18 protein-coding genes are annotated in these 22,934 nt (G+C 67.3%); 11 read left to right on the forward strand and 7 right to left on the reverse strand.

From position 1 onward, the window contains the following. The first annotated feature begins 32 nt into the window (after positions 1-32). Both Q9246_RS20590 and Q9246_RS20595 read left to right on the forward strand, forming a co-directional pair. Positions 33-1,706 (forward strand): VRR-NUC domain-containing protein, encoded by a 1,674-nt coding sequence (locus tag Q9246_RS20590; RefSeq protein ID WP_306392629.1) that lies wholly within the window; start codon positions 33-35, stop codon positions 1,704-1,706. Positions 1,707-1,712: 6 nt separating this feature from the next. After that, complete coding sequence (locus Q9246_RS20595; protein ID WP_306392631.1) at positions 1,713-3,977, forward strand: ATP-dependent DNA helicase; 2,265 nt, start codon at positions 1,713-1,715, stop codon at positions 3,975-3,977. On the opposite strand, the gene Q9246_RS20600 is transcribed toward Q9246_RS20595, so the two are convergent. From Q9246_RS20600 to Q9246_RS20630, 7 genes are all read right to left on the reverse strand, one after another. Next, positions 3,966-4,694, reverse strand: coding sequence for a LytR/AlgR family response regulator transcription factor (locus Q9246_RS20600; RefSeq protein WP_306392632.1), 729 nt, complete (start codon positions 4,692-4,694; stop codon positions 3,966-3,968). The genes Q9246_RS20595 and Q9246_RS20600 overlap by 12 nt on opposite strands. A 14-nt stretch (positions 4,695-4,708) precedes the next feature. After that, positions 4,709-5,776, reverse strand: a complete 1,068-nt coding sequence (locus Q9246_RS20605) for a sensor histidine kinase (RefSeq protein WP_306392633.1) — start codon at positions 5,774-5,776, stop codon at positions 4,709-4,711. Next, positions 5,776-6,492 carry a LiaI-LiaF-like domain-containing protein gene (locus Q9246_RS20610; RefSeq protein WP_306392635.1) on the reverse strand — a complete coding sequence of 239 codons (717 nt, stop codon included), beginning with the start codon at positions 6,490-6,492 and terminating at the stop codon, positions 5,776-5,778. Before Q9246_RS20610 ends, Q9246_RS20605 begins: the two co-directional genes overlap by 1 nt. Next, positions 6,482-6,859, reverse strand: a complete 378-nt coding sequence (locus Q9246_RS20615; protein WP_306392639.1) for a LiaF transmembrane domain-containing protein — start codon at positions 6,857-6,859, stop codon at positions 6,482-6,484. The genes Q9246_RS20610 and Q9246_RS20615 overlap by 11 nt, the downstream gene beginning before the upstream one ends. A gap of 193 nt (positions 6,860-7,052) precedes the next feature. Beyond that, a complete protein-coding gene (locus tag Q9246_RS20620) occupies positions 7,053-7,229 on the reverse strand; it encodes a hypothetical protein (protein ID WP_306392640.1) in 177 nt (58 codons plus the stop codon). A 66-nt stretch (positions 7,230-7,295) separates the two neighbouring features. Next, positions 7,296-7,457 carry a hypothetical protein gene (locus Q9246_RS20625; RefSeq protein ID WP_306392642.1) on the reverse strand — a complete coding sequence of 54 codons (162 nt, stop codon included), beginning with the start codon at positions 7,455-7,457 and terminating at the stop codon, positions 7,296-7,298. Between the two features lie 362 nt (positions 7,458-7,819). Next, the gene (locus Q9246_RS20630) at positions 7,820-10,825 is read right to left on the reverse strand and encodes a TonB-dependent receptor (RefSeq protein WP_306392644.1); all 3,006 of its coding nucleotides are present in this window, start codon (positions 10,823-10,825) and stop codon (positions 7,820-7,822) included. A 386-nt stretch (positions 10,826-11,211) separates the two neighbouring features. Between Q9246_RS20630 and Q9246_RS20635 the strand changes: the two genes are divergently transcribed. From Q9246_RS20635 to Q9246_RS20675, 9 genes are all read left to right on the forward strand, one after another. After that, a complete protein-coding gene (locus Q9246_RS20635) occupies positions 11,212-12,168 on the forward strand; it encodes an N-acetylmuramoyl-L-alanine amidase-like domain-containing protein (RefSeq protein WP_306392646.1) in 957 nt (318 codons plus the stop codon). Positions 12,169-12,586: 418 nt separating this feature from the next. Continuing rightward, on the forward strand, positions 12,587-14,551 hold the full coding sequence (locus Q9246_RS20640; RefSeq protein ID WP_422802337.1) for a polysaccharide biosynthesis protein: 1,965 nt from the start codon (positions 12,587-12,589) through the stop codon (positions 14,549-14,551). A gap of 115 nt (positions 14,552-14,666) precedes the next feature. After that, positions 14,667-15,995: a nucleotide sugar dehydrogenase gene (locus Q9246_RS20645; protein ID WP_306392649.1), complete on the forward strand. Its 1,329-nt coding sequence runs from the start codon at positions 14,667-14,669 to the stop codon at positions 15,993-15,995. Positions 15,996-16,103: 108 nt separating this feature from the next. Beyond that, entirely contained in the window at positions 16,104-17,165 is a 1,062-nt protein-coding gene (locus tag Q9246_RS20650; RefSeq protein WP_306392650.1) for a Gfo/Idh/MocA family protein, read from the forward strand. Positions 17,166-17,167: 2 nt separating this feature from the next. Further along, positions 17,168-17,863, forward strand: a complete 696-nt coding sequence (locus Q9246_RS20655) for an acyltransferase (protein ID WP_306392651.1) — start codon at positions 17,168-17,170, stop codon at positions 17,861-17,863. Between the two features lie 3 nt (positions 17,864-17,866). After that, a complete protein-coding gene (locus Q9246_RS20660) occupies positions 17,867-19,096 on the forward strand; it encodes a DegT/DnrJ/EryC1/StrS family aminotransferase (protein ID WP_306392653.1) in 1,230 nt (409 codons plus the stop codon). Then, positions 19,093-20,340 carry a lipopolysaccharide biosynthesis protein gene (locus Q9246_RS20665; protein ID WP_306392655.1) on the forward strand — a complete coding sequence of 416 codons (1,248 nt, stop codon included), beginning with the start codon at positions 19,093-19,095 and terminating at the stop codon, positions 20,338-20,340. The genes Q9246_RS20660 and Q9246_RS20665 overlap by 4 nt, the downstream gene beginning before the upstream one ends. Continuing rightward, the gene (locus Q9246_RS20670; protein ID WP_306392657.1) at positions 20,337-21,677 is read left to right on the forward strand and encodes a hypothetical protein; all 1,341 of its coding nucleotides are present in this window, start codon (positions 20,337-20,339) and stop codon (positions 21,675-21,677) included. The genes Q9246_RS20665 and Q9246_RS20670 overlap by 4 nt, the downstream gene beginning before the upstream one ends. Then, positions 21,583-22,806, forward strand: coding sequence for a glycosyltransferase (locus Q9246_RS20675; protein WP_306392659.1), 1,224 nt, complete (start codon positions 21,583-21,585; stop codon positions 22,804-22,806). The genes Q9246_RS20670 and Q9246_RS20675 overlap by 95 nt, the downstream gene beginning before the upstream one ends. The last annotated feature ends 128 nt before the right edge of the window (positions 22,807-22,934 follow it).

A 22,934-nucleotide genomic window follows, 5' to 3' on the forward strand; every position in this document is an offset into this window, starting at 1 on the left:
TACTGTATATAAGTACAGGTGGGCGTTCGGTCATGATCAGGGTGTTGGAAAACGAGTTTTATTATCTGGATAACTTCCAGCGTGTCCTCGACTGGATCGGCGAACGCTATGGCGACCTGCTCGACGACGGCGAGCACGCCTTCCTGGCGGCCTTCCCCGCCCTGCCGCGCAATGCGCGCGCCCTGTTCGTGCGCATGGTCATGCGCAAGGGGCAGCTGTTCCGCGCCAGCAAGCTGAACTATGCCGAGATCGGCTGCCCGGTCGACGCCGCGCGGCACCTGCTCGGCACCGGCTGGATCGAAGCCGATCCCGAGATGTCGCTCGACGAATTGTTCGACCTGCTGTCCAAGCCCGAGCTGGCCGACGCCTTCGGCGCCCGCCTGCAGCGCAAGACCGCGCGCAAGGAAGAACAGCTCGAAGCGCTGCGCCCCGTGTGCCCCGACGCCCAACGCTTTTCAAGCTGGCATCCAGCCTGCCCCGACGTCGCCTGGCGCATCCTGGTCAAGCCGCTGTGCGACCGCCTGCGCCTGGTCTTCTTCGGCAACCTGCACCAGGGCTGGACCGACTTCGTGCTGTCCGACCTCGGCCTGTTCCGCTACGAGACGGTGGACATCTCGTCCGCCTCGCGCGGTTTCCGCAAGCGGGCCGACGTCGACCACTACCTGCAGCTGTACGCCTGCCGCGAACGCTTCGCCGCCGGCGAGGATGTCGACGAGGTGGTGCGCGACCTGCCCCGGCACGCCTTCGACAACGACTGGCTCGAGAGCCGGCGCGAGAAGCTCACCTTCCAGATCGGCCAACACTACGAAAAGCTGAAAAACTGGGACGGCGCCTACGCCGCCTATGCAGCCTGCCGCTTCCCCGGCGCGCGCGGGCGCGCGATCCGCGTGCTCGAGAAGCACGAGCGCTTCGAGCAGGCCCATGCCCTATTGCTTGAAGCGCAATCTGCGCCCGAGAACGAGGCCGAGCGCCAGCACCTGGCCCGCATCGCGCCGCGCCTGGCGCGCCGCCTCGGCCACGCGCGCCTGCCCGCGCGCGGCAAGACCCCGGTCGAGCGCATCGAGCTGTGCCTGGCGCCGCCGAACGGCGAACGCTGGGTCGAAGGCGCCGTGCGCGGCCACCTGTCGACCGACGCGGCGCCCGTATTCTACGTCGAGAATGCGCTGGCCAATACCCTGTTCGGCCTGTTGTGCTGGCGCGCCGTGTTCGCCGCCATTCCGGGCGCCTTCTTCCACCCCTTCCACCGCGGACCGGCCGACCTGCACAGCGCCGACTTCCACACGCGCAGGCAGCACGAATTCGCCGCCTGCCTGGCGGAGCTGGACGACGGCAGCTACCGCGACTCGATCCGGCGCACGTACCACGAAAAAGCCGGCCTGCAGTCCCCGTTCGTGCACTGGGACGGCATGCCGCTGGACGTCATCGAGCTGGCCCTTGCCTGCATCCCGCCCGCCCACCTGCGCAAGTGGTGCGAGCGCATCCTGGCCGACGTCAAGGAGAACCGCAACGGCTTCCCCGACCTGATCCAGTTCTGGCCGGGCGAAGGCCGCTACCTGATGATCGAGGTGAAGGGACCGGGCGACCGCCTGCAGGACAACCAGCTGCGCTGGATCGACTACTGCGCCGCGCACGGCATGCCGGTCTCGGTGTGCTACCTGCAGTGGGCCGAAGTCTCACAGTTGGCGGCATCAGAGATGGCGGCATAAGCGTTCGTGACCTACACCATCGCCGTCCGCGCCCTGTGCGAGTTCACCGCCAAGCAGGGTGACCTCGACCTGCGCTTCACGCCCTCGCCCAGCGCCCAGGAAGGCATCCAGGGCCACGTCGTCGTCGCTGGCCGCCGCGGCGACGGCTACCGCTGCGAAGTATCGCTGTCCGGGCAGTGGAACGACCTGCACGTGCGCGGCCGCGCCGATGGCTACGACGTCAACGAGAACCTGATCGAAGAGGTCAAGACCCACCGCGGCCGGGTCGACGCCATCCCCGACAACCACCGCCACCTGCACTGGGCCCAGTTGCGCGTGTACGGCCACCTGCTGTGCGAGGAGCAGGACATGGCGTCGGTCAACCTGGCCCTGGTCTACTACGACATCGGCAGCGGCGCCGAGACGGTGCTGCGCGAGACGCGCGAGCGCGCCTGGCTGCGCGAGCATTTCGAGGCACTGTGCGCGCGTTTCTCGGACTGGGCTGCCAGCGAAGCGGCGCACCGCGCGGCGCGCGACGCCGCCCTGGCTGAGTTGCGCTTCCCGCACGCCGACTTCCGGCCCGGCCAGCGCCAGCTCGCCGAGAACATCTACCGCGCCAATGCCAGCGGCCGCTGCCTGCTGGCGCAAGCCCCGACCGGCATCGGCAAGACCGTGGGCAGCCTGTTCCCGGTGCTCAAGGCCATGCCACGGGAAAAACTCGACAAGGTGTTCTTCCTGGCCGCGAAGACGCCCGGCCGGCGCCTGGCGCTCGATGGCGCCGAGAAGCTGTGCGCCGATGGCCGGGCGCCGCTGCGGGTGCTGGAACTGACCGCGCGCGACAAGGCCTGCGAACATCCCGACAAGGAATGCCACGGCTTGTCCTGCCCGCTGGCCCGTGGATTCTACGACCGCCTGCCGGCGGCGCGCGCGGCGGCCGCGGCGACCGTGCAGGTGCTGGACCGCGACGCGCTGCGCGAAGTCGCGCTGGCGCACGAGGTCTGCCCCTACTACCTGGGCAGCGAAATGGCGCGCTGGTCCGACCTGATCGTCGGCGACTACAATTATTATTTCGACGGCAGCGCCATGCTGTACGCGCTGGGGCTGGCCAATGGCTGGAAGACCAGCGTGCTGGTCGACGAGGCCCACAACCTGGTCGGCCGCGCGCGCTCGATGTACAGCACCGAACTCGATCGCGAACTGCTACGCCTGGCGCGCGCCGATGCGCCGCCAGCCGTCAGGAAGACGCTGGAGAAGGTCGGTCGCGCCTGGACCGCGGTCGACAAGACGGCGCCGGCGCCGTATCAACTACTTGAAAAAATCCCGTCGAAGCTGGTGGATGCACTGCAGGAAATGGGCAGCGCCATCAACGAACACCTGGCCGCCTTCCCCGGCCCGCTCGAGCGCGACCTGCAGCGCTTTTATTTCGATGCGATGCAGTTCGTGCGCCTGGCGGAATCGTTCGGACCGCACTCGCTGTGCGACCTGGGCCGGGACGCCGACCGCCCCACCCTGCGCGACTCGACCATCTGCATCCGCAACGTGGTGCCGGCGCCCTTCCTCGGCCCGCGCTTCGCGGCGACGCACTCGAGCACCCTGTTCTCGGCCACGCTCGGTCCCTGGCACTACTGCCTCGACACGCTCGGCCTGCCGGCCGATACCGCCTGGGTCGAGGTCGAGTCCCCGTTCAGGGCCAGCCAGCTCGACGTCCACGTGGCGCACGGCATCTCGACCCGCTACCAAAGGCGCGCCGCGTCGGTGCAGCCGATCGCCGAACTGATCGCGCGCCAATACGCCGAACGGCCGGGTAACTACCTGGCCTTCTTCAGCAGCTTCGATTACCTGGACCAGGTGGCGCAGGCGCTGGCGCGCCTCGACCCCGGCGTGCCGACCTGGCGCCAGGAGCGCCGCATGAGCGAGCATGAACGGCAAGGCTTCATCGACCGTTTCGCCGTTGGTGGATCGGGCATCGGTTTCGCCGTGCTGGGCGGCGCCTTCGGCGAAGGCGTCGACCTGCCGGGCGAGCGCCTGATCGGCGCTTTCGTCGCCACCCTCGGCCTGCCGCAGGTGAACCCGGTCAACGAGCAGCTGCGCGAACGGATGCAGGCGCTGTTCGGCGCCGGCTACGACTACACCTACCTGTACCCCGGCATCCAGAAGGTGGTGCAGGCGGCCGGCCGGGTGATCCGCACCGAGCAGGATCGCGGCGTGGTGTGGCTGATCGACGACCGCTTCTCCCAGCCGGGCATCAGGTCATTGATGCCCACCTGGTGGGAGCTCGACTCACGCCAGTAGGTCGCGCACCTTCTGGTAACCGCTGCGGCTGATCGGCAGCTTCACGCCGCTTTTCAGCACCGCGCAATGGTTGTCCTTGCTGACCGGCTCGATGCGCTCGACCGCGCCGACATTGACGATGTAGGAGCGGTGGATGCGCACGAACACGCCCGGGTCCAGCTGCGCTTCGAGTTCCGACAGCCGCTGGTGCTTCAGGTAGCCCTTGCCATCGGCATTGACCTGCACATAATCGTCCTGGGCCTCGATATAGTCGATGCTGCCGGCCGCCACCACGTGCACGCGGGCGCCGTCGCGGATCAGGATCCGTTCCAGCGGCTGCTGGCGCGCCTGGGCCTCCTTGACCACGGCCTCGATCCGGGCCGGCTGCGGCGCACGCAGGCGTACCTGCGCCAGCGCCTCGGCCAGCCGCTCGCGCGAAAACGGCTTGAGCAGGTAGTCGACCGCATGCACTTCGAAGGCGCGCAGCGCGAACTGGTCATAGGCGGTGGCGAACACATAGTGCGGCTTGCTGCCGGCCAGCTCCACCACCTCGAAGCCATCGAGCTTGGGCATCTGGATGTCCAGAAAGACCAGGTCGGGATCGTGCTCGGCGATCGCCTTCACCGCCTCGAAGCCGTTGGCGCATTCGCCGACGATCTCGACGTCCGCATGCGCCGCCAGGTATTCGCGCAGGACCGCCCGCGCCAGGTGTTCATCGTCCACGATCAGGGTTCGCATCCCTCGTTCTCCGCTCATTGTTCCACCTCCGCGGGCAGCACAAGGTCCACCCGGAACAGATTGTCCACGCGTGTCGCATGCACGCTCGCTTCGATGCCATACGCGGCGCGCAGGCGCTCGCGCACATTGGCCAGGCCGATGCCGCCGCCAGCCGCCTTCGCGCTCGCATCCGGATCGACGTCGTTCTCGACCCGCAGCTTCAGCTGCGACCCGGCGCGCTCGGCCCGCACGCGCACCACGCCGCCGTCCAGCAACTGGCCGATGCCGTGCTTGACCGCGTTCTCGACCAGCGGCTGCAGGATCATCGGCGGCAGCAGGCAGGCTTCGGCATCCGCGCCCGCCTGGCATTCGAAGGCCAGGCGCGGCCCGAAGCGCACCTGCTCGATCGCCACGAAGCGCTCGACCAGCTCCACCTCGGCCAGCAGCGTCACCTTGCGGTGTGCTTCCAGCCCCAGCGTATGGCGAAAGAACCCCGCCAGCTGCAAGGTCATGTCGCGCGCCGCGCCGGCATCGATCGCGGTCAGGGCGCTGATCGAATTGAGGCTGTTGAACAGGAAGTGCGGATCGATCTGGGTGCGCAACATGCGCAGTTCGGCGTCCTGGGCCAGCAGCTTCAGCTCCAGCTCGCGCCGCTCCAGGCCGCGCGCCCGCTCGAACTCCAGCGCCAGGTAGTGGGCGCAGGCGCTCATCCCGTACAGCAGCACCCCGACCCCGAACATCGCCGCGGTGAGCGGCCGCGACATCACGACGCCTTCGGTCCGCGGCGCCAGCCACTGCCAGCCGGCGGCCCAGGCGGATGCGGCCGAGCACCACAGCAGGGCCGCAAATACGGCGCTGGCGAAGAACACGGCCAGCACCGCCGGCGTCGACCTGCGCCCCAGTGGATAGGCGCGGCACAGGTAATAGGCCGAGAAGCCGCACACGGCGGCGTAGACCAGCACCAGCGGCAGCGCGAATACCAGGCTGGCCGCCAGGCCGGCGCCGCTGGTAGCGTCCAGCAGCCCGGCCAGCATCAGCCCCAGCATCAGCCACGCCGCCAGGTACAGCGCGGCGCTGCGCCGGGCCCAGAAGCCGCCGCCCATCAGTTGCGGATTTCCACGCCACCCATGATCGCGTAGCCGCGGATGACCAGGCGCTTGCTGTCGTCCGGCGGCGCGATGGTCTTTTCCTCGAAGCCGCCCAGGATCGGCGTGCCTTGCAGGCTCACCGACCAGTCGGGCGGGCACTTGATGGTCACGCCGCCCCAGAAGGCGAACACATTGATCACCGCCTCGCCGCGGATCGAGGCGCCGCGCATATCGAGTTCGCAGCCGCCCATCACCGCCGTGATCTCGCCGCCGCGGAAGTCCTGGGTGGTCACGCGGCGTTCGTAGGCGCCCAGGATGGCGGTGACGTCGATCACTTCGCCGGCGCCGACCGGGGCGCCATCGAGCATCGCCACCCCGCTCTCCTGCGCACGCTTGCCGCGGATTGCCTTCGCAACCAAAAAGCCGCCCAGGCCGATCAGGACCAGCGGCCAGATGGTGCGCCAGCTGAAGTCGATGATGTCCATCCGGTCCAGCATCAACAGGACGCCGATGCCGACCATCGCTGCGCCCAGCATGGTGCCGCCCTGGGTCCGGGTGTCGCACAGCTTGACGGTGCCGACGATCACGAACAGCATCGGCCAGAACGAGAAGGCGCGGTGCATGTCGACGAAGCCCAGGTTATCGAGCAGGAACAGCAGGCCCATCGCGATGACGAGCAGGCCGAGCACCACCTGGGTGGTCGCGTTTCTTGGGTGCGGATCATTTTTCATGGCGGTTGCCCCGGTTGTTATTGGCGAAGCGGCGTGCGATGAACGGGTCGAGCACCAGCTTGACGCCCCACATCAGGATGAACAGCGGCCAGCTGTTGCGGAAAGTGAGGCCGAAGGCGTTCTCGAACACGGCGAACAGCCACAGGCCGGTGAACACGGTCCACAGGCCGTTGCCGAATTCCTTCGGGCTCGGATAGCCGATGGTCTGGTTGATGCCCACCACGACCAGCAGCAACGGTGCGTAATGCCAGTAGTCCTGGGCATCGATATAGTACAGGCGGTCGAGCAGCACCACGGCGCCGACGACGATCAGGAGCAGGCCCCAGAGCACCTGCTTGCGCCAGCGGTAGGCATCTTCGGAATTCATGTCGTTCACTCCTCTTGTTATCGAACTGGATACACGATAACAAGGTGGAAGGCAACCGCGAAAGCGGTATTCGGCGAATGGCGGACGGGAGGCGGCGAATGGCGAATGCTTCGGCGAGCTGCGCCACTTTGGCACCGCAAGGACGAAAAAAAGCCCACCTCGCGGGTGGGCCGTGTGCTGCAGGTACGGTGGATCAGGCGGCGGTTTGCGCCTGTTCGCGCTGGGCCTGGCCTTTCGGCTGGTTGCGGTACTTGGCGCGGGCCTCGGCCTGGCGCACGGCTTCGCGGGCCACGTTGGCGCGCTTGATCTCCTGGCGTTCCTTCTTGCCGCGGTGCTGGGCGATGTGTTTGCTGCCGATCTTGCTGGTCATGGATGTCTCCTGTGGTGGGGCTGGGCGCCGGTCCCGGTGCGGTGCCGGCGCAAGAAACAGTGGCGCTCAGGAGCGGGTGGTGCCCATCTTGAGATCGGCCGGCATCAGCATGCCCCAGCCAAGCTGGCGCCGGATCTCCTCGGGCGTCGGCGGCGGCTTCGGATCGCGCGAGCGACGCTCGAGATAGGCGCGCACCAGGTGCTTGGGTGGATGCTTGACATCGGACATGACGACCTCCGCTTCCGTTGCGGGCCCGCGCTTCGCCTGCGGCTGGCGCGGTCCCCGAATCTGGTGCCGATCCTCGAGGCGACCGGCTAACCTGTCGAGGTGTTGGATGGCAGCGAATCGAATCGCGCGTTCCTCACTCGGACAGATGCATCTTATCGAAACCGGGGCGGTAGCACCGTTAGGTGACGCACACTGTGCGCGTCAATACTCCCCGCAGGTAAACGACGTCGTCCCCGCGAAGGCGGGGACCCAAGTTTCCGAGCGCAGTGGCCACATAAAATGCAGTGGCTACACAAAGGACTTGGGTCCCCGCCTGCGCGGGGACGACGTACGGTGCGGTGCGAACGATCCGCCCTACCCGATCAGAACTTGTAGCGCAGGTTCAGGTAATACTGGCGGCCGCTGACGTCCAGCTTCTGCGGCTCGGCTTCGCTGTAGCGATACTGGGCGCGCTTGGCATTGGTCAGGTTGGTCGCGCTGAACGCGAGTTCCAGGTTCTTGGTGAAGTAGTAGTTGGCGGAGAACGCCAGCGTGGTCACCGCGTCGGCATAGGTCGGCGCGGTCGGCATCGCGATACCGTTGATCACCGAGAGACCCTGGCTGTTGGCGGTCGGCGACGGCGCGGTAGTGCTGTTCACGTACTCGCCGCGGTAGTTCGCCACCAGGCGCGACGACAGCTTGGCGTCCTCGTAGTACAGGCCGATATTGCCGGTCCATTCGGACGCGCCCACCATCGGACGGCCGTCGTCGACCTTGGTCTTGGCGCGGCTGACGTTCGAGGTAAAGCCGAAGTTGGTCTTGCCGAACGGCTGCTCGTACTGCAGCTCGATGCCGTTGATCTTGGCGCCCTGCTGCGATGCCGTGTTGATGAAGAAGGTCTTCACGGTCTGGTCGCGCGGGTCGAGCAGGTCGACGGTGGAGCTGCCCACGGCGCCGGTCTTCGGATAGCCGTCGATCGACGAGTGGAACACGCTCACCGCCACGATCGAACGCGGCGCGAAGTACCACGACCACGACAGGTCGAGGTTGTCCGCGGTCTGCGGTTCCATGTCCGGGTTCGGACCGGTCACGCGGCAGCCGTTGGCGTCGCAGCCCGGGGTGCCGAAGCCGCTGCCCAGCAGGTTGTAGTTCTGGCGGCCGATGGTGCGGCTGACGCCGAAGCGCGCCAGCATGCTGTTGCCCATGTCGTAGCGCAGGTTCAGGCTTGGCAGCCAGTCGTCGAAGGTGCGCTTGGTCGGCGTCTTGTAGTACATGATGCCGCCCAGCGGATTGAACGGCATACCGTCGAAGTAGGCGGTGGCGTCGCCGGCATCGGTGATCGCACCCGGGTAGGCGGCGCAGGTGACCGGCGGGCTGCCCGGCTCCACGCGCTGGCAGGCGCCGGCCGGGATCGGGGTGGCGATATTGGCCTTGACCTCGGTGCGGGTGAAGCGCACGCCGACGTTGCCCGACCAGCGCTCGCCTTCCAGGTTGGCCATCACGTAGGCCGCGCTCTGGCGCTCCTGCATGTCGATCTCGGAGTTGACGCGGCGCTCCCAGGCATCGCTGGTGACCTTGGTGTTATTGGCGATGTATTCCTTGATCGCTTCCGGCGTGTAGGTGAAGCCTGTGTTGTCCCAGCCCGCCGGGCCATCGAGGCCGTCGCCGAAGTCGCCCGGGAACGCCTGCCAGCCGGTGGTCGGCGTCGGCGTGTTGGACACCACGCGGCCGGTGACCGGGTCGACCGTAATGCCGTTGCGGAAGGCAGGGCCGCGACGGCCGCTGGTACGCTTGTGGTCGGCGAAACGCACGCCGCTTTCCAGCGACTGGAAGATGCCGCGATCGAGGCGGTACTCGGCGTCGAACTGCGCGCTCCACTCCTTGTCGACGGTCTTCACGCCGGAAGCGGCGCGGTCGACGATGGTGTAGCCGCTGCCATCGGCGTTCAGGCCCGGCTGGTTGCTGCCGGCGTTGTGGTACTGGACGAATGGCGCGTCGTGCAGGTCGCCCAGCGCATACGAGATGCCGGTGCCGTAGCGCGCCAGCGTCAGGCCCTGGTCGAGCTTGGTCTGGCCGACGCCGCGGGTGGCCGACAGCAGGGTCTTGACGGTCAGGTCGTCGTTGACGCGGTACTTGGCGTCGAGGTCGAGGAAGGAGCTTTCGGCCTTGGCGCCGTCGCGGAAGAAGCCTTCCGAGTTGCCGACGTATTGCGGCGTGGTCTCGTCGGGGAACATGATGTCGGCGGACTTCAGCACCTTCAGCGGGTGGCCGTAGACCGTGGTCTCGTCGACGATCACCGGATTGCGGATTTGCGCGTACACGCGCTGGCCGTTGGAATTGGTGTTGGCGGCGGTGGCGACCGTCGATCCCAGAGGCTGGTTTTTACCGAGCAGCATGGAGTAGATGGCGCTCGAACTCAGGCGGCCATGGTTGTCCGCATCCATCGCCGAGTGAAAGCCCGTCATGGTGACGTCGAGGTCGCGGTTCGGCTTGAACTGCAGCGACAGCATGCCGCCCTTGCGGTCGCGCACCGATTCGACGAACTCGGAGCTCATCGAGCCCGGCAGGCGCACGCCATTCAGGTCGGCGGCGGTGTAGCCGGTGCCGGCCAGCGAGGCGTCGGTAATCCCGAGCATGGTCGAGGTATTGATCACGTCCCAGCCGCTATTGGTGCCGTAGGCGAAACGCGACACCGAGTCGCGCCGCACGTGACGTTTTTCGGCGAACAGCGCGGCCAACACGCCAAAGGTGCCTTCTTCATTCTTCCAGGTGACCGAACCGTTCATGTCCGGCGCGTAGCGGCCCGGCAGGTCGGCGTAGCTGGCGCCGACGCTGACCACGCCCGAGAAGCGCTCTTTCTGCGACAGGGGCTTGCGGGTGGAGACATTGATGGTGCCGGCCAGGCCGCCATCGACGATGTTCGCCTGCGAGGATTTGTAGACCACGGCCTGCTGCAGCACGTGCGACGGCATCAGCGACAGGCTGGTCGAGCGCGAGCTCGAGGCCTGGTCGGCGACGTACCAGTCGGCGCTGCTGACCGCGTGGCCGTTGAAGATGATCAGCGACATATCCGGGTTGGTACCGCGCATCGAGACTTTTTCCGCCTCGTCGTAGTCGGTACGCACCGCGACGCCGGCCAGGCGCTGCAGCGAATCGGCCAGGTTCTTGTCCGGCATCTTGCCCACGTCTTCGGCCGTGATCACCTCGACGTTGGCCGACGCGTCGCGCTTGACCGACAGCGACTTGGCCAGCGAGGCCCGGATACCGGTCACCTCCACGGTCTGCATCGGAACGTCGGGCGTGGCTTCCTGGGCCATGGCCGGCAGGGCCGCAAGACTCCAGACTGCCATCGATACGGCCGCTGCCAGCGGCTTCTGCTTGAACATCATGTCTCTCCTGGGAATAGTGCTATCGTTATTGCTTTGAGCCTGTCCCGGTAGGTGGGGGGAAGCTCTTGGCGATGCATGGCTGGCGTGGGCAAGGCGCGAGGAGGCCGCATGGCGGGCCATGCAACGACGGGCAACGTAGCACACGCCAGCCAGGCGCGCCAGGAGCGACTCCCACCTGCCGGGATAGGCTCTCAAGGCAGGCTTAGGGCTGCCATGTTCTGAGTATTCATGATCCATCAGGCCCGTGAATAATCACTTGTGATCGCTTCTATATAACTTGAAGGAATGTACATAATCGGCGCCCCACGGAGGTTATGGCTGGATGAAGAAATTTCATTACCCAAGCCGGGCGCACCAGATTAGCGTGACGTTTTTTCACCACATTGATGAACGCCATGCGCCTTGCCTGCCTGCTGCTTGCCAGCGCCGTCCTGACCGGGTGCGCGACCGCGCCCGCCACCAAGCCCATCCCCGGTGCGCCACCGCCGCCGACGCCGCTGTCGACCCTGTTGCAAAAGCAGATCTACCAGATGTCGCCGTTCGAAGCGGGACAGTACATCGCGCACATGCAGGGCGCCGAGCCGGACTTGCGCAAGCGCATCGCCGCCATCGGCCGCCAGAACATCGGCCAGCCCTACTCGCTGCACCTGCTGGGCGAGTTCCCCTACGAGCTGCACGACAGCCTGCCTTTATATAGTCTTGCGCAAAGCGACTGCGTGGTGTTCGCCGAGCACACCTATGCGATGGCCTTGTCCGGCTCGTGGGAAGAGTTCTTCTGGATGTTGCAGCGGATTCGCTACCGCGACGGCGTGATCGGCGTGGCCACGCGCAACCACTATACCGAGATGGACTGGAACGTCGCCAACGGCTGGCTGGTGACCGACGTCAGCGCCGAACTGGCGGGCGCCGCCGGCCCCTCGTATGCGATGAAGGTCGATCGCGCGCGCTTCCTGCGCACCCGCCACAACACGGTGCGCGACATTCCCGTCGAAACCAGCCGCCAGGCCTATGTGCCGACGGAACAGGTGGCCGCCATCGCCAGCCAGTTGCAGGAAGGAGATTTCGTCAACGTCATCTCGACCCGCGACGGCGAATACTGGGCCTCGCACGTCGGCCTGGTGGTGCTGGGACCGAACGGCGAGCGCCACTTCCTGCACTCGGCCGAACCGAAGGTGCGCGAAGAGACCTTCGAATCGTATATCGGGCGCACGCTCGAGCGCCAGGCGCGCAACGCGCGCGCGGGCAAGCCCGGCCAGGCGCTGGCCGGTTTCAAGTTCCTGCGCCTGAACCAGCAGGTCACGGTGCCGCCGATGGCGCCGCAGCCGCGTCCCGGCCAGTCCTGAAGCCTGTTTGCTCCTGCGTTCCGGCCTGCCGGGCCGGAACGCATTGTCGACTATTCCATTCCATCGGCTATATTGCCGACCCGCCTGCATGTACCTGCACTAAATAAAATAGCCACTGGAAATTATTATCAGTGGCTATTTCTTATTTTCACTTCCGCATTTCAACTTGGCCGTTCGCGCATTATATCCCTGATCGCTGTTGAGTGATCTCAAACCTGCCATTCAATCGGGGACAGATAATAAAATTATAAATACCAAGTCAATACAATCAACGCGCCATTATATTCAACCGCCCTTTCGTGCAGTAAACCACTATTTTGAATGCAGCAGCACGTCGTTCTCTTTTTGCGAGAAGCCGATTGCCATGTCAATTCAACACTCCAGCCTCTTCAGCCAGCTGTGCGCAAGAATCGTGTCCATGCATCGTACCGCGAAGGTGGGACTGGCCATCGTGGCCGACCTGGTAGCGCTTCCGGCGTGTTTTTTAATCGCAATGATATTGCGCGGGGGTGATTTGCAACTTGCAAAACAATTTGGCCCGGGCTCTTATTTACTGGTGGCGGTACTGACCATTGCCGCTTTCTGGCTTTCCGATTTATACCGGGCCGTCATTCGCTTTATCGACCACCGCCTGCTCACGCTCACCGGGCTGGCATTGGCGATTGCCATATTGTGCGCCTATCTGACCCTGGTATTTCTCAATGAAGCGCGCTTTCCGCGCAGCGCACTGGCAATATATTGGTTCATCGCCTTTTCCTATGTCGTGATGTCGCGCATCGGCGTGCGCAAACTGCTGCGCAGCAAGCGCGGCCCCTGGGCCGGCAATGCGCTGGCGGTGGCCATCTATGGCGCCGGCGAGGCCGGCGCCCGGCTGGCGCAGACCATGCGCGACGGCGACGACTACCGTCCGCTGTGCTTCTTCGACGACAAGCGCGCACTGAACGAACGCACGGTGGCCGGCTTGCGCGTGTTCCACACCGCACGCCTGGTCGAACTCGCCCCCACGCTGGGCATCCGCACCATCGTCATCGCCCTGCCCGCCGCCGCGCCCGAGCGCCTGCGCGAACTCATGCAGCGCCTGGGCCAGGCCGGCGTACCCACCAAGATCCTCACCCGGCTGGTCGACCTGGCCGACGACAAGGCCCACGACAAGGCCGCCCTGCGCGACGCCATCCGCGAGATCAAGTTCGAAGACCTGCTCGGCCGGCCGCCGGTACCGCCGCGGCTCGACCTGTTCGCGCGCTGCGTGCGCGGCAAGGGCGTGCTGGTGACCGGCGCCGGCGGCTCCATCGGCAGCGAGCTGTGCCGCCAAATCGTCACCCTGAGCCCGGCGCGCCTGCACCTGGTCGACCATTCCGAGTACGCGCTGTACACGATCCGGCAAGAGCTGGCGGCGCGCTTTCCCGACCTGGCCATCCACGCCCACCTGGGCTCGGTGTGCAACGCCGACCTGGTCGAGCGCGTGCTGGGCGGCGGCGCCATCGACACCATCTATCACGCGGCCGCCTACAAGCACGTGCCGCTGGTCGAGACCAATATCGTCGAAGGCTTGCGCAACAACGTGCTGGGGGCGCAGATCATCGCCGCCGGCGCCGCGCGCCACGGAGTGCAGACCTGCGTGCTGATCTCCAGCGACAAGGCGGTGCGGCCAACCAATGTCATGGGCGCCAGCAAGCGCATCGCCGAGCTGATCTTCCAGGCGGCGGCCGCCCGCGCCGGGGGCCAGGGTGGTGGCCACGGCGGTGGCAAGGACGCGGCCCACGGCACCACTTTCTGCATGGTCCGCTTCGGCAATGTGCTGGGCTCGTCGGGCTCCGTGATTCCCCTGTTCCAGCGCCAGATCCAGCGCGGCGGGCCGGTCACGATCACCCACCCCGAAGTCTCGCGCTACTTCATGCTCATCCCCGAGGCGGCCCAGCTGGTGATCCAGGCCGGTGCCATGGCCAAGGGCGGCGACGTGTTCGTGCTCGACATGGGCGAACCGGTGCGCATCCTCGACCTGGCGCGCACCATGATCGCCATGCACGGCCTCACCGAGCGCACGCCCCAGCAGCCGCGCGGCGACATCGAGATCCAGTTCGTGGGCCTGTTCCCCGGCGAAAAACTGCACGAAGAACTGCTCATCGACGGCACCGTGTTCCCGAGCGAGCATCCGCGCATCATGCGCATGAAAGAGAGCGCGCTTCGGCCCAGCGTGCTCGAAACCTGCATCACCTGCCTGATGATGGCCTGCGAGACCCACGAGCGCGGCCCCATCGAATCGATGGTCAAGGCCATCGTGTCCGAGTACCTGCCGTCGACGCCGGCGCCGCTGCCGCCGGCGCCCGTCGAAGAGCCGGCGCCGGCGGGGCTGATCCGCAAGTTCGTGCCGTTCCGGATCTAGCCGGGGCCACCGTCCAGGCCCTCCGCGTCACAGCCACAGCATCACAGCCATAGCACTACAGACACAGTACTACAGCCAAACCTTTACCGTCATACCGTCACTGTCGAGGAAACCCATGCGAGACGAGAACCAATCAGTTCACCTGGAGCAGCTGCTGGCCCGGCTGCGCGACCGCCAAGCCGTGATCGGTATCATCGGCCTGGGCTATGTCGGCCTGCCGCTGGCGCTGCGCTACGCCGCCGAGGGTTTCCGCGTGCTCGGGATCGACGTCGATGCCGACAAGGTCGCCCGCCTCAACCGCGGCGCCAGCTATATCGCCCATATCGGCGCGGCGGCGATCGAGGCGGCGCGCGCCGCCGGCTTCGTCGCCAGCACCGATTTCGCGCGCACGAGCGAGGCCGATGCCCTGGTGATCTGCGTTCCCACCCCGCTCACCGCCTACCGCGAACCCGACCTGTCGTTCGTGACCGGCACCGTCGAGTCGCTGCTGCCGCATATGCGGCCCGGCCAGCTGCTGTCGCTCGAGAGCACCACCTATCCCGGCACCACCGAAGAAGAACTGCGGCCGCGCCTGGAGTCGCGCGGCCTGCGCGTCGGCCAGGACGTGTTCCTCGTGTTCTCGCCCGAGCGCGAAGACCCGGGCAATCCAGATTTCCATACCCGCACCATTCCCAAGGTCTGCGGCGGCTCGACCGATGCCTGCCTGGAAGCCGGCCTGGCCCTGTACCGCGCCGCGATCGACACCGTGGTGCCGGTCAGCTCGACCCGCGCGGCCGAACTCACCAAGCTGCTCGAGAACATCCACCGCGCCGTCAACATCGGCCTGGTCAACGAAATGAAGATCATCGCCGACCGCATGGGCATCGACATCCACGAGGTGATCCGCGCCGCCGCCACCAAGCCGTTCGGCTTCACGCCCTATTATCCCGGCCCCGGCCTGGGCGGACACTGCATCCCGATCGACCCCTTCTACCTCACCTGGAAAGCGCGCCAGTACGGCCTGCACACCCGCTTCATCGAACTGGCCGGCGAGATCAACAGCGATATGCCGGCCTGGGTGGTTGCCAAGGTGGCCGACGCCCTCAACGAACGCGGCCGCGCCGTGATGGGCAGCCGCATCCTGGTGCTGGGCATCGCCTATAAAAAAGATGTCGAGGACATGCGCGAATCGCCATCGGTGGCGCTGATGGAGTTGCTGCGCGCGCGCGGCGCCGCGGTCGATTATTCCGACCCGCACGTGCCGGTCTTCCCGCGCATGCGCGAACACCGCTTCGAGCTCTCCAGCGTACCGCTCACCCCATCGTCGCTGGCGTCCTACGACGTGGTGCTGCTGGCCACCAGCCACAGCGCCTTCGACTACGACCTGGTGCGCCAGTACGCCAACCTGATCGTCGATACCCGCGGCGTCTACCCGAACCGGCTGCCGAACGTGGTGCAGGCCTGAACGGCCTGCCCTTGCCCAACCATTACCCAACCATTGCCCAACCTTCGCCAGCCCTCGTCCAGCCTTCGTCCAGCCTTTGCCACTACGCCATCCACGCCCGGAGCCCGCATGCGCCACTACCCTCCTCCCATCCTCGACCGCAAGATCCGCTTCGCCCTGGTCGGCTGCGGCCGCATTGCCCGCAACCACATGAACGCCATGCGCGAGCACGCCGCCCGCTGCGAACTGGCCGGCGTGTGCGACGTCGACCCGCGCGCCCTGGAAGAAGCCGCCGGCGGCACCGGCGCCCGTCCCTATCCCAGCCTCGAGCGCATGCTGGCCGAGCTCGACGCCGACGCCTACGTGCTGGCCACCCCATCCGGCCTGCACCCGGGCCAGGCGGTGCGCATCGCCCAGGCCGGGCGCCACGTGATCACCGAAAAACCCATGGCCACGCGCTGGGAAGACGGCAAGCGCATGGTCGCCGCCGCCGACGAAGCCGGCGTGCGCCTGTTCGTGGTCAAGCAGAACCGCCGCAACGCCACCCTGCAGCTGCTCAAGCGCGCGGTCGAGAAGAAACGCTTCGGCCGCATCTATATGGTCAACCTCAACGTCTTCTGGAGCCGGCCCGAAACGTATTACCGCAGCGCCGGCTGGCGCGGCACCTGGGAATTCGACGGCGGCGCCTTCATGAACCAGGCCAGCCACTACGTCGACCTGCTCGAATGGATCGTCGGCCCGATCGAAAGCCTGCAAGCCTATACCGCCACCCTGGCGCGCGACATCGAGGTCGAGGATACCGGCGTGCTGAGCCTGCGCTGGCGCAATGGCGCGCTGGGCTCGATGAACGTCACCATGCTGACCTGGCCGCGCAATCTCGAAGGCTCGATCACCATCCTCGGCGAGCACGGCAGCGCGCGCATCGGCGGCGTCGCCGTCAACGAAGTCCAGCAATGGGAATTCGCCCAGCCCGACGCGGACGACGCGCTGGTGGCCCAGGCCAGCTACCAGACCACCTCGGTCTACGGCTTCGGCCACCCGCTCTACTATGACAATGTGATCCGCGTGCTGCGCGGCGAAGCCGAACCCGAGACCGACGGCCGCGAAGGCTTGAAATCGCTCGAGGTGCTGGTCGCCGCCTACCGCTCGGCGCGCGACGGCCGCCGCGTCGCCCTGCCGCTGGAGTATTGATCATGGCCGTCATCGTCCATTCCAGCGCCATCGTCGACCGCGGCGCCCAGCTCGGCGACGACACCCACGTCTGGCACTTCGCCCACATCTGCGCCGGCGCCCGCATCGGCGCCGCCTGCTCGCTCGGCCAGAACGTCTTCGTCGGCAACGACGTCCAGATAGGCAACGGCGTCAAGATCCAGAACAATGTCTCGATCTACGATGCGGTGACGCTCGAAGACGACGTCTTCTGCGGCCCCAGCATGGTGTTCACCAACGTCTATAACCCGCGCGCCGCGGTGCCGCGCAAGCACGAATACCGGCGCACCCTGGTGCGGCGTGGCGCCACCATCGGCGCCAACGCCACCGTCGTGTGCGGGGTAACGATCGGGCAATACGCCTTCGTGGCCGCCGGCGCCGTGGTCAACCGCGACGTCGCGCCGCATGCGCTGGTCGCCGGCGTGCCGGCGCGCCAGATCGGCTGGATCAGCCGCACCGGCGACCGCCTGGCGCTGCCGCTCACCGGCAACGGCGAAGCGCGCTGCCCCCATACCGGCGAACCCTACATCCTGCACGACGGCGCCTGCCGCCCCGCCGCCTCGCCGTTCGGGGCCGACGCCTGGAGCGGGCTGGCCGAGGCCGGCGCTGGCGCCGGCAGCGGCGCCAGCCCCAACCCCGGCCCCAGCAACAGCAACAGCAACAGCACCGCACGAGGATAATCCATGGAATTCATCGATCTCAAATCCCAGTACCTGGCCTCGCGCGCGCTGATCGACGGCCGCATCCAGGCCGTGCTCGACCACGGCCAGTACATCATGGGCCCCGAAGTGGCCGAACTCGAGGCGCGCCTGGCCGAGCGCAGCGGCGCGCGCCACTGCATCACCGTGTCGTCGGGCACCGAGGCGCTCGTGATCGCCCTGATGGCGCTGGGCATCAAGGCCGGCGACGAGGTGATCACCACCCCGTTCTCCTTCATCGCCGCGGCCGAGGCCGTGCTGCTGGTAGGGGCCACCCCGGTATTCGCCGACGTCGAAGCCGCCACCGGCAATCTCGATGCGCGCCTGGTCGCCGAGCGCATCACGCCGCGCACCCGCGCCATCCTGCCCGTCTCGCTCTACGGCCAGCCGGCCGACATGGACGCCCTCGCGGCCATCGCCGAACCGTATGGCATCGCCGTCATCGAAGACGCGGCCCAGAGCTTCGGCGCCACCTACCGCGGCCGCCAGAGCTGCCACCTGTCCACGATCGGCTGCACCAGCTTCTTCCCCAGCAAGCCCCTGGGCTGCTACGGCGACGGCGGAGCCCTGTTCACCGACGACGACGTGCTGGCCCAGGCGATGCGCGAGATCCGCGTCCACGGCCAGTCGCACCGCTACGTGCACACGCGGCTGGGCGTGGGCGGACGCATGGACACGCTGCAATGCGCCGTGGTGCTGGCCAAGCTGGAGCGCTTCGACTGGGAGATCGAACAACGCCAGCGCGCCGCCGCCGACTACGACGCGCTGCTGCGCCACCAGGTCCCGGTCCTCGCCGTGCGGCCCGACCGCAGCAGCGTCCACGCCCAGTACACGGTGCTGGTCGACGAGCGCGAGCGGGTGCGCGCCGCCCTCGCCGCGGCCGGCATCCCGACCGCGGTCCACTATCCGCTGCCGATCCACCACCAGGCCGCCTATGCCCACCTGGCGCCCGGCGCTTCGTACCCGGTGGCCGAAGGGCTGGCCCGGCGCGTCCTGAGCCTGCCGATGGGACCGTTCCTGGACCGGGCCGACGCGGAGCAGGTGGCTGTGGCCCTGCTCGGCGCCTGCCGCCCGGACGGCGCCGCGGCGCCAGCCGCAGCCAGGACGGCCATGGCGGCAACGGCGGCCACGGCGGCTACGGCGGCTACGGCAGCGACAGCGGCCACGGCGGCCACCCCGGCCGCGACGGACGCCACGACGGCCACCGCTTCATGAGGAAATTGCCGCCATTCTGGCGCCACGTCGCCACCGTCCTCGGTGGCGCGCTCGGCGCCCAGGCCCTGCCGCTGCTGGCGGCGCCGCTGCTGACGCGCATGTGCACGCCGCAAGAGATGGGCGCCTACAGCGTCTGGCTCGGCGTGATCGCGCTGTCCGCGATCGGCGCCACCCTGCGCATGGAGGCGGCGATGATCCTCGACCATGAAGAACAGCACCAGCGCACCTGCTTCCGGGTCGTGTTCTACAGCGCGACCATCGCCGCTTTGCTGCTGACCCTGCTTGCCACGGCAGCGCGGCTGGCCGGCTTCGAACCGGCGCTGCACCTGCCGTGGGCGGCCCTGCTCACCATCGGCGCCGGGGCCTGGCTCACCGCCTGCATGCAGACCACGCTCGCCTACGCCACCTCGCACAATGCCTTCGGCAAGGCAGCGCGGGCCAAGGTGGTGGCGGCGGCCGTCATCGTCCTGACCCAGCTCGCCCTGCTGACCGCCGGCCTGGGAGGATCGGGCCTGATCGCCGGCCACCTGTGCGGGCTGCTGGCCGGCTACCTGTGCGCGCGCCGCCTGCTGCGTCCGCCCCGCGCGCCCATTGGCTGGCTGCCCGATCCCGAGCAGCGCGCTTACCTGGTACGCCACCAGGCCTTCTGGCGCTACTCGCTGCCGTCGAACCTGCTCAACGGCGCCGTCAGCCAGTTGCCGCTGTTCCTGATCGGGATGCGCCACGGCGCCCTGGCGGCCGGCCTGTACGCGCTGACCCAGCGCGTGCTGTCGGCCCCGGTCTCGCTGCTGGCTGCATCGGTGCTCGAAGTCTTCAAGCGCGAATCGGTGCTCGAATTCCGCGAGCACGGCAATTGCAGCCGCACCTACCGCCACACCTTCAAGGCGCTGCTGGTGATGGGCATCGGCCCGGCGCTGCTGCTGATGGCGTTCGCGCCGACCCTGTTCGCCACCGTGTTCGGCGCATCCTGGCGCGAGGCCGGCGAACTGGCCCAGCTGATGGCGCCGCTGTTCCTGCTCAACTTCGTCGCCAGCCCGCTCAGCTATGTGTTCTTCGTGGCCGGCCGCCAGAAAGCCGACCTGCTGTGGCAACTGACGCTGTTCGCGACCACGCTCGGCGCCTTCCTGCTGCCGGGCAGCGTGCACGAGAACGTGCTGTGGTACGTGATCGGCTATTCCTGCCTCTACCTGGTCTACCTGCACATGTCCTGGAACTGCTCGCGCAACCGATTGGCGGCCGCATGACGCCCCTGCCCGCCCCCCATCGCGACCACCTGCCCGAGACCTGGCAGGGAATGGGCCGCCCCCCGGAGGCTCAGCCGCATGGGGCGGCGCGCGCGCGGCGCGAACAGTGGCTGCTGATCGCCTGCTTCTTCATGCTGTTCCCAGGCTTTTTCTTCTACCACACGCTGCTCGGCACCGGCACCACGGGCGCCTTCCTGGGCGGCTACTTCGCTCCGGTGGCGCTGGCCTTCGCCGGCCCGATGTGCCTGGTCTACCTCGGCCGCATGCGGCGCGATGCCCGGCGCCTGACCCTGGTCGACGTCCATTACGGCATCTTCTTCGCCTATTTCGTGGGCGTGGTATGCGTCAACGCGGCGGCCGGCGCCAACCGCGCCATCGTGGTTTACCACCTGCTCGCCATCCTGTTCATGGTGCTGGTCTACATCCAGTTCTGCTTCATCGACTTCGACAGCCGGCGCTTCCGCGCCGTCGGGCTGCTGAGCCTGGCCGGCATGTCGACCATCGTGTTCTCGTACTCGGTCGAGGGCGTGTTCTACCTCGGCGCGCTCGGCATCGCCAAGGACGCCAATGCGCTCGCCACCTACCAGGGCTTTTCGCGCTCCTACCTGTTCACCTACCTGGCGGTGGCGACCTTCACGCGCAGCCTGCCGCTGCGCCTGGGCCTGCACGCGCTGGGCGCGGCCACCCTGTTCGTCAATACCGCGCGCAGCGAATTCGTGGCCCTGCTGTTCGCCATCCCCCTGATCGAGTTCTATTACTCGCGCCACAAGCTGTACTTCGTGCTGGCCGGCGTGTGCATCGCCACCACCCTGGGCCTGTATCTCGACCAGATCCTGGCCTCCCTGCCCTCGAACCGCATCCTCGAGCTGTTCGACCTGTCGCACTCGACCTCGGCCAACAAGCGCCAGCAACTGACGGTGCACGCGGTGCAGTCGATCGCGGCCCATCCGATCCTGGGAGACTACGGCAGCTACAAGCCCGGCCATTATTCGCACAACGTGCTGTCGGCCTGGGTCGACCTCGGCCTGTTCGGCATGGCCTACGTGGCGGCGCTCGCCGTCGTCCCGATCACGCCGATGTTCTTCCACGAGTATTTCGCCGCCCGCGCGCGACCGCTGTTCCTGCTGGCCTTCGCCTTTGCCTGCGTCACCGTCCTGTTGCTGCTGTCTTCACATTACTTCACCGACATGCTGCTCAGCGCCACCCTCGGCGCCTGCAGCCGCTATGCCTACGAGAGGAAACATGCCGCGCATCGTCCACCTGACCTCGGCGCATCCGCGCTACGACACGAGGATCTTCGTCAAGCAATGCCGCACGCTGGCCAGCCACGGGCATGAGGTGTTCCTGGTGGTGGCCGACGGCCTGGGCGACGAGCTGCGCGACGGCGTGAGGATCGTCGATGCCGGCGCGCCCGGCGGGCGCCTCGGGCGCATGCTCTGGACGACGCGCCGGGTGGCGGCGCACGCGCTGGCCTTCGATGCCGATGTCTGCCAGCTGCACGATCCCGAGCTGCTGCCGGCCGGCCTGCGCCTGCAGCGCGCCGGCATCCGGGTGGTATTCGACGCCCACGAAGACGTGCCGACCCAATTGCTCGACAAACCCTATCTGGCGCCGCGCGCCGCGCGCCTGCTGGCGCGGCTGTACGCGCGCTACGAACGTCATGCCTGCGCCCGCCTGGACGGCCTGCTGGCCGCCACGCCCCATATCCGCGAGCGGCTGGCCCACTGCAATCCGCGCACGGTGGACGTCGCCAATTTTCCGCTGCCCGAGGAGTTCCCGGCGCCCGAATCCGCGTCCCCGGATGTCGCGTCCCCGGATGTCGCGTCCCCGGATGTCGCGTCCCCGGGATGCACACCCGCGGAAGGCGCGCCGGATGGCGGCTGGCACACTCGCACCGAGGTGTGCTACGTCGGCAGTATCTCGGCGATCCGCGGCATCCGCGAACTGGTGCACGCCTGCGCGCTGCTGCGCAGCCCGGTGCAGCTGGCGCTGGCCGGCAACTTCGCCGAGCCCGCGCTCGCGCGCGAGGTGGCGCAATTGCCGGGCTGGCGCCGCATCCGCGCGCTCGGCCACCTCGACCGGGCCGGCGTGGGCCGGGTGATGGGGCAAGCCTTCGCCGGCCTCGTCACCCTGCTGCCGATCGCCAGCTACCGCGACGCGCTGCCGGTCAAGATGTTCGAGTACATGGCAGCCGGCATTCCCGTGATCGCTTCCGACTTCCCGCGCTGGCGCGCCATCGTCGAGGCCAGCGGCTGCGGCCTGTGCGTCGACCCGCGCGACCCGGCGGCCATCGCCGCCGCCATCGACCGCCTGGCCCAGGACCCGCTGCTGGCGCGGCGCATGGGCGCCAATGGAAGGCGCGCGATCGAGCAAACCTATAACTGGAAAAACGAAGCGCAGAAACTGCTGCGGTTCTATGCCGACCTCACCCGCCACCCATTGGCGCACCGGCTGGCGCTCACGTAGGGAATGCAGGGACGGCGAGCATGCTTCGTTTAAGCGACTTCAAGGAATGACCCGGCGATCCACCTTATCGTGGTTTGCTGACTAACAGGTGTATATATGTTCTTACAACACTGCAATACATTTATTCA

This window comes from Telluria beijingensis (assembly GCF_030770395.1).
Classification (GTDB): domain Bacteria; phylum Pseudomonadota; class Gammaproteobacteria; order Burkholderiales; family Burkholderiaceae_D; genus Telluria; species Telluria beijingensis.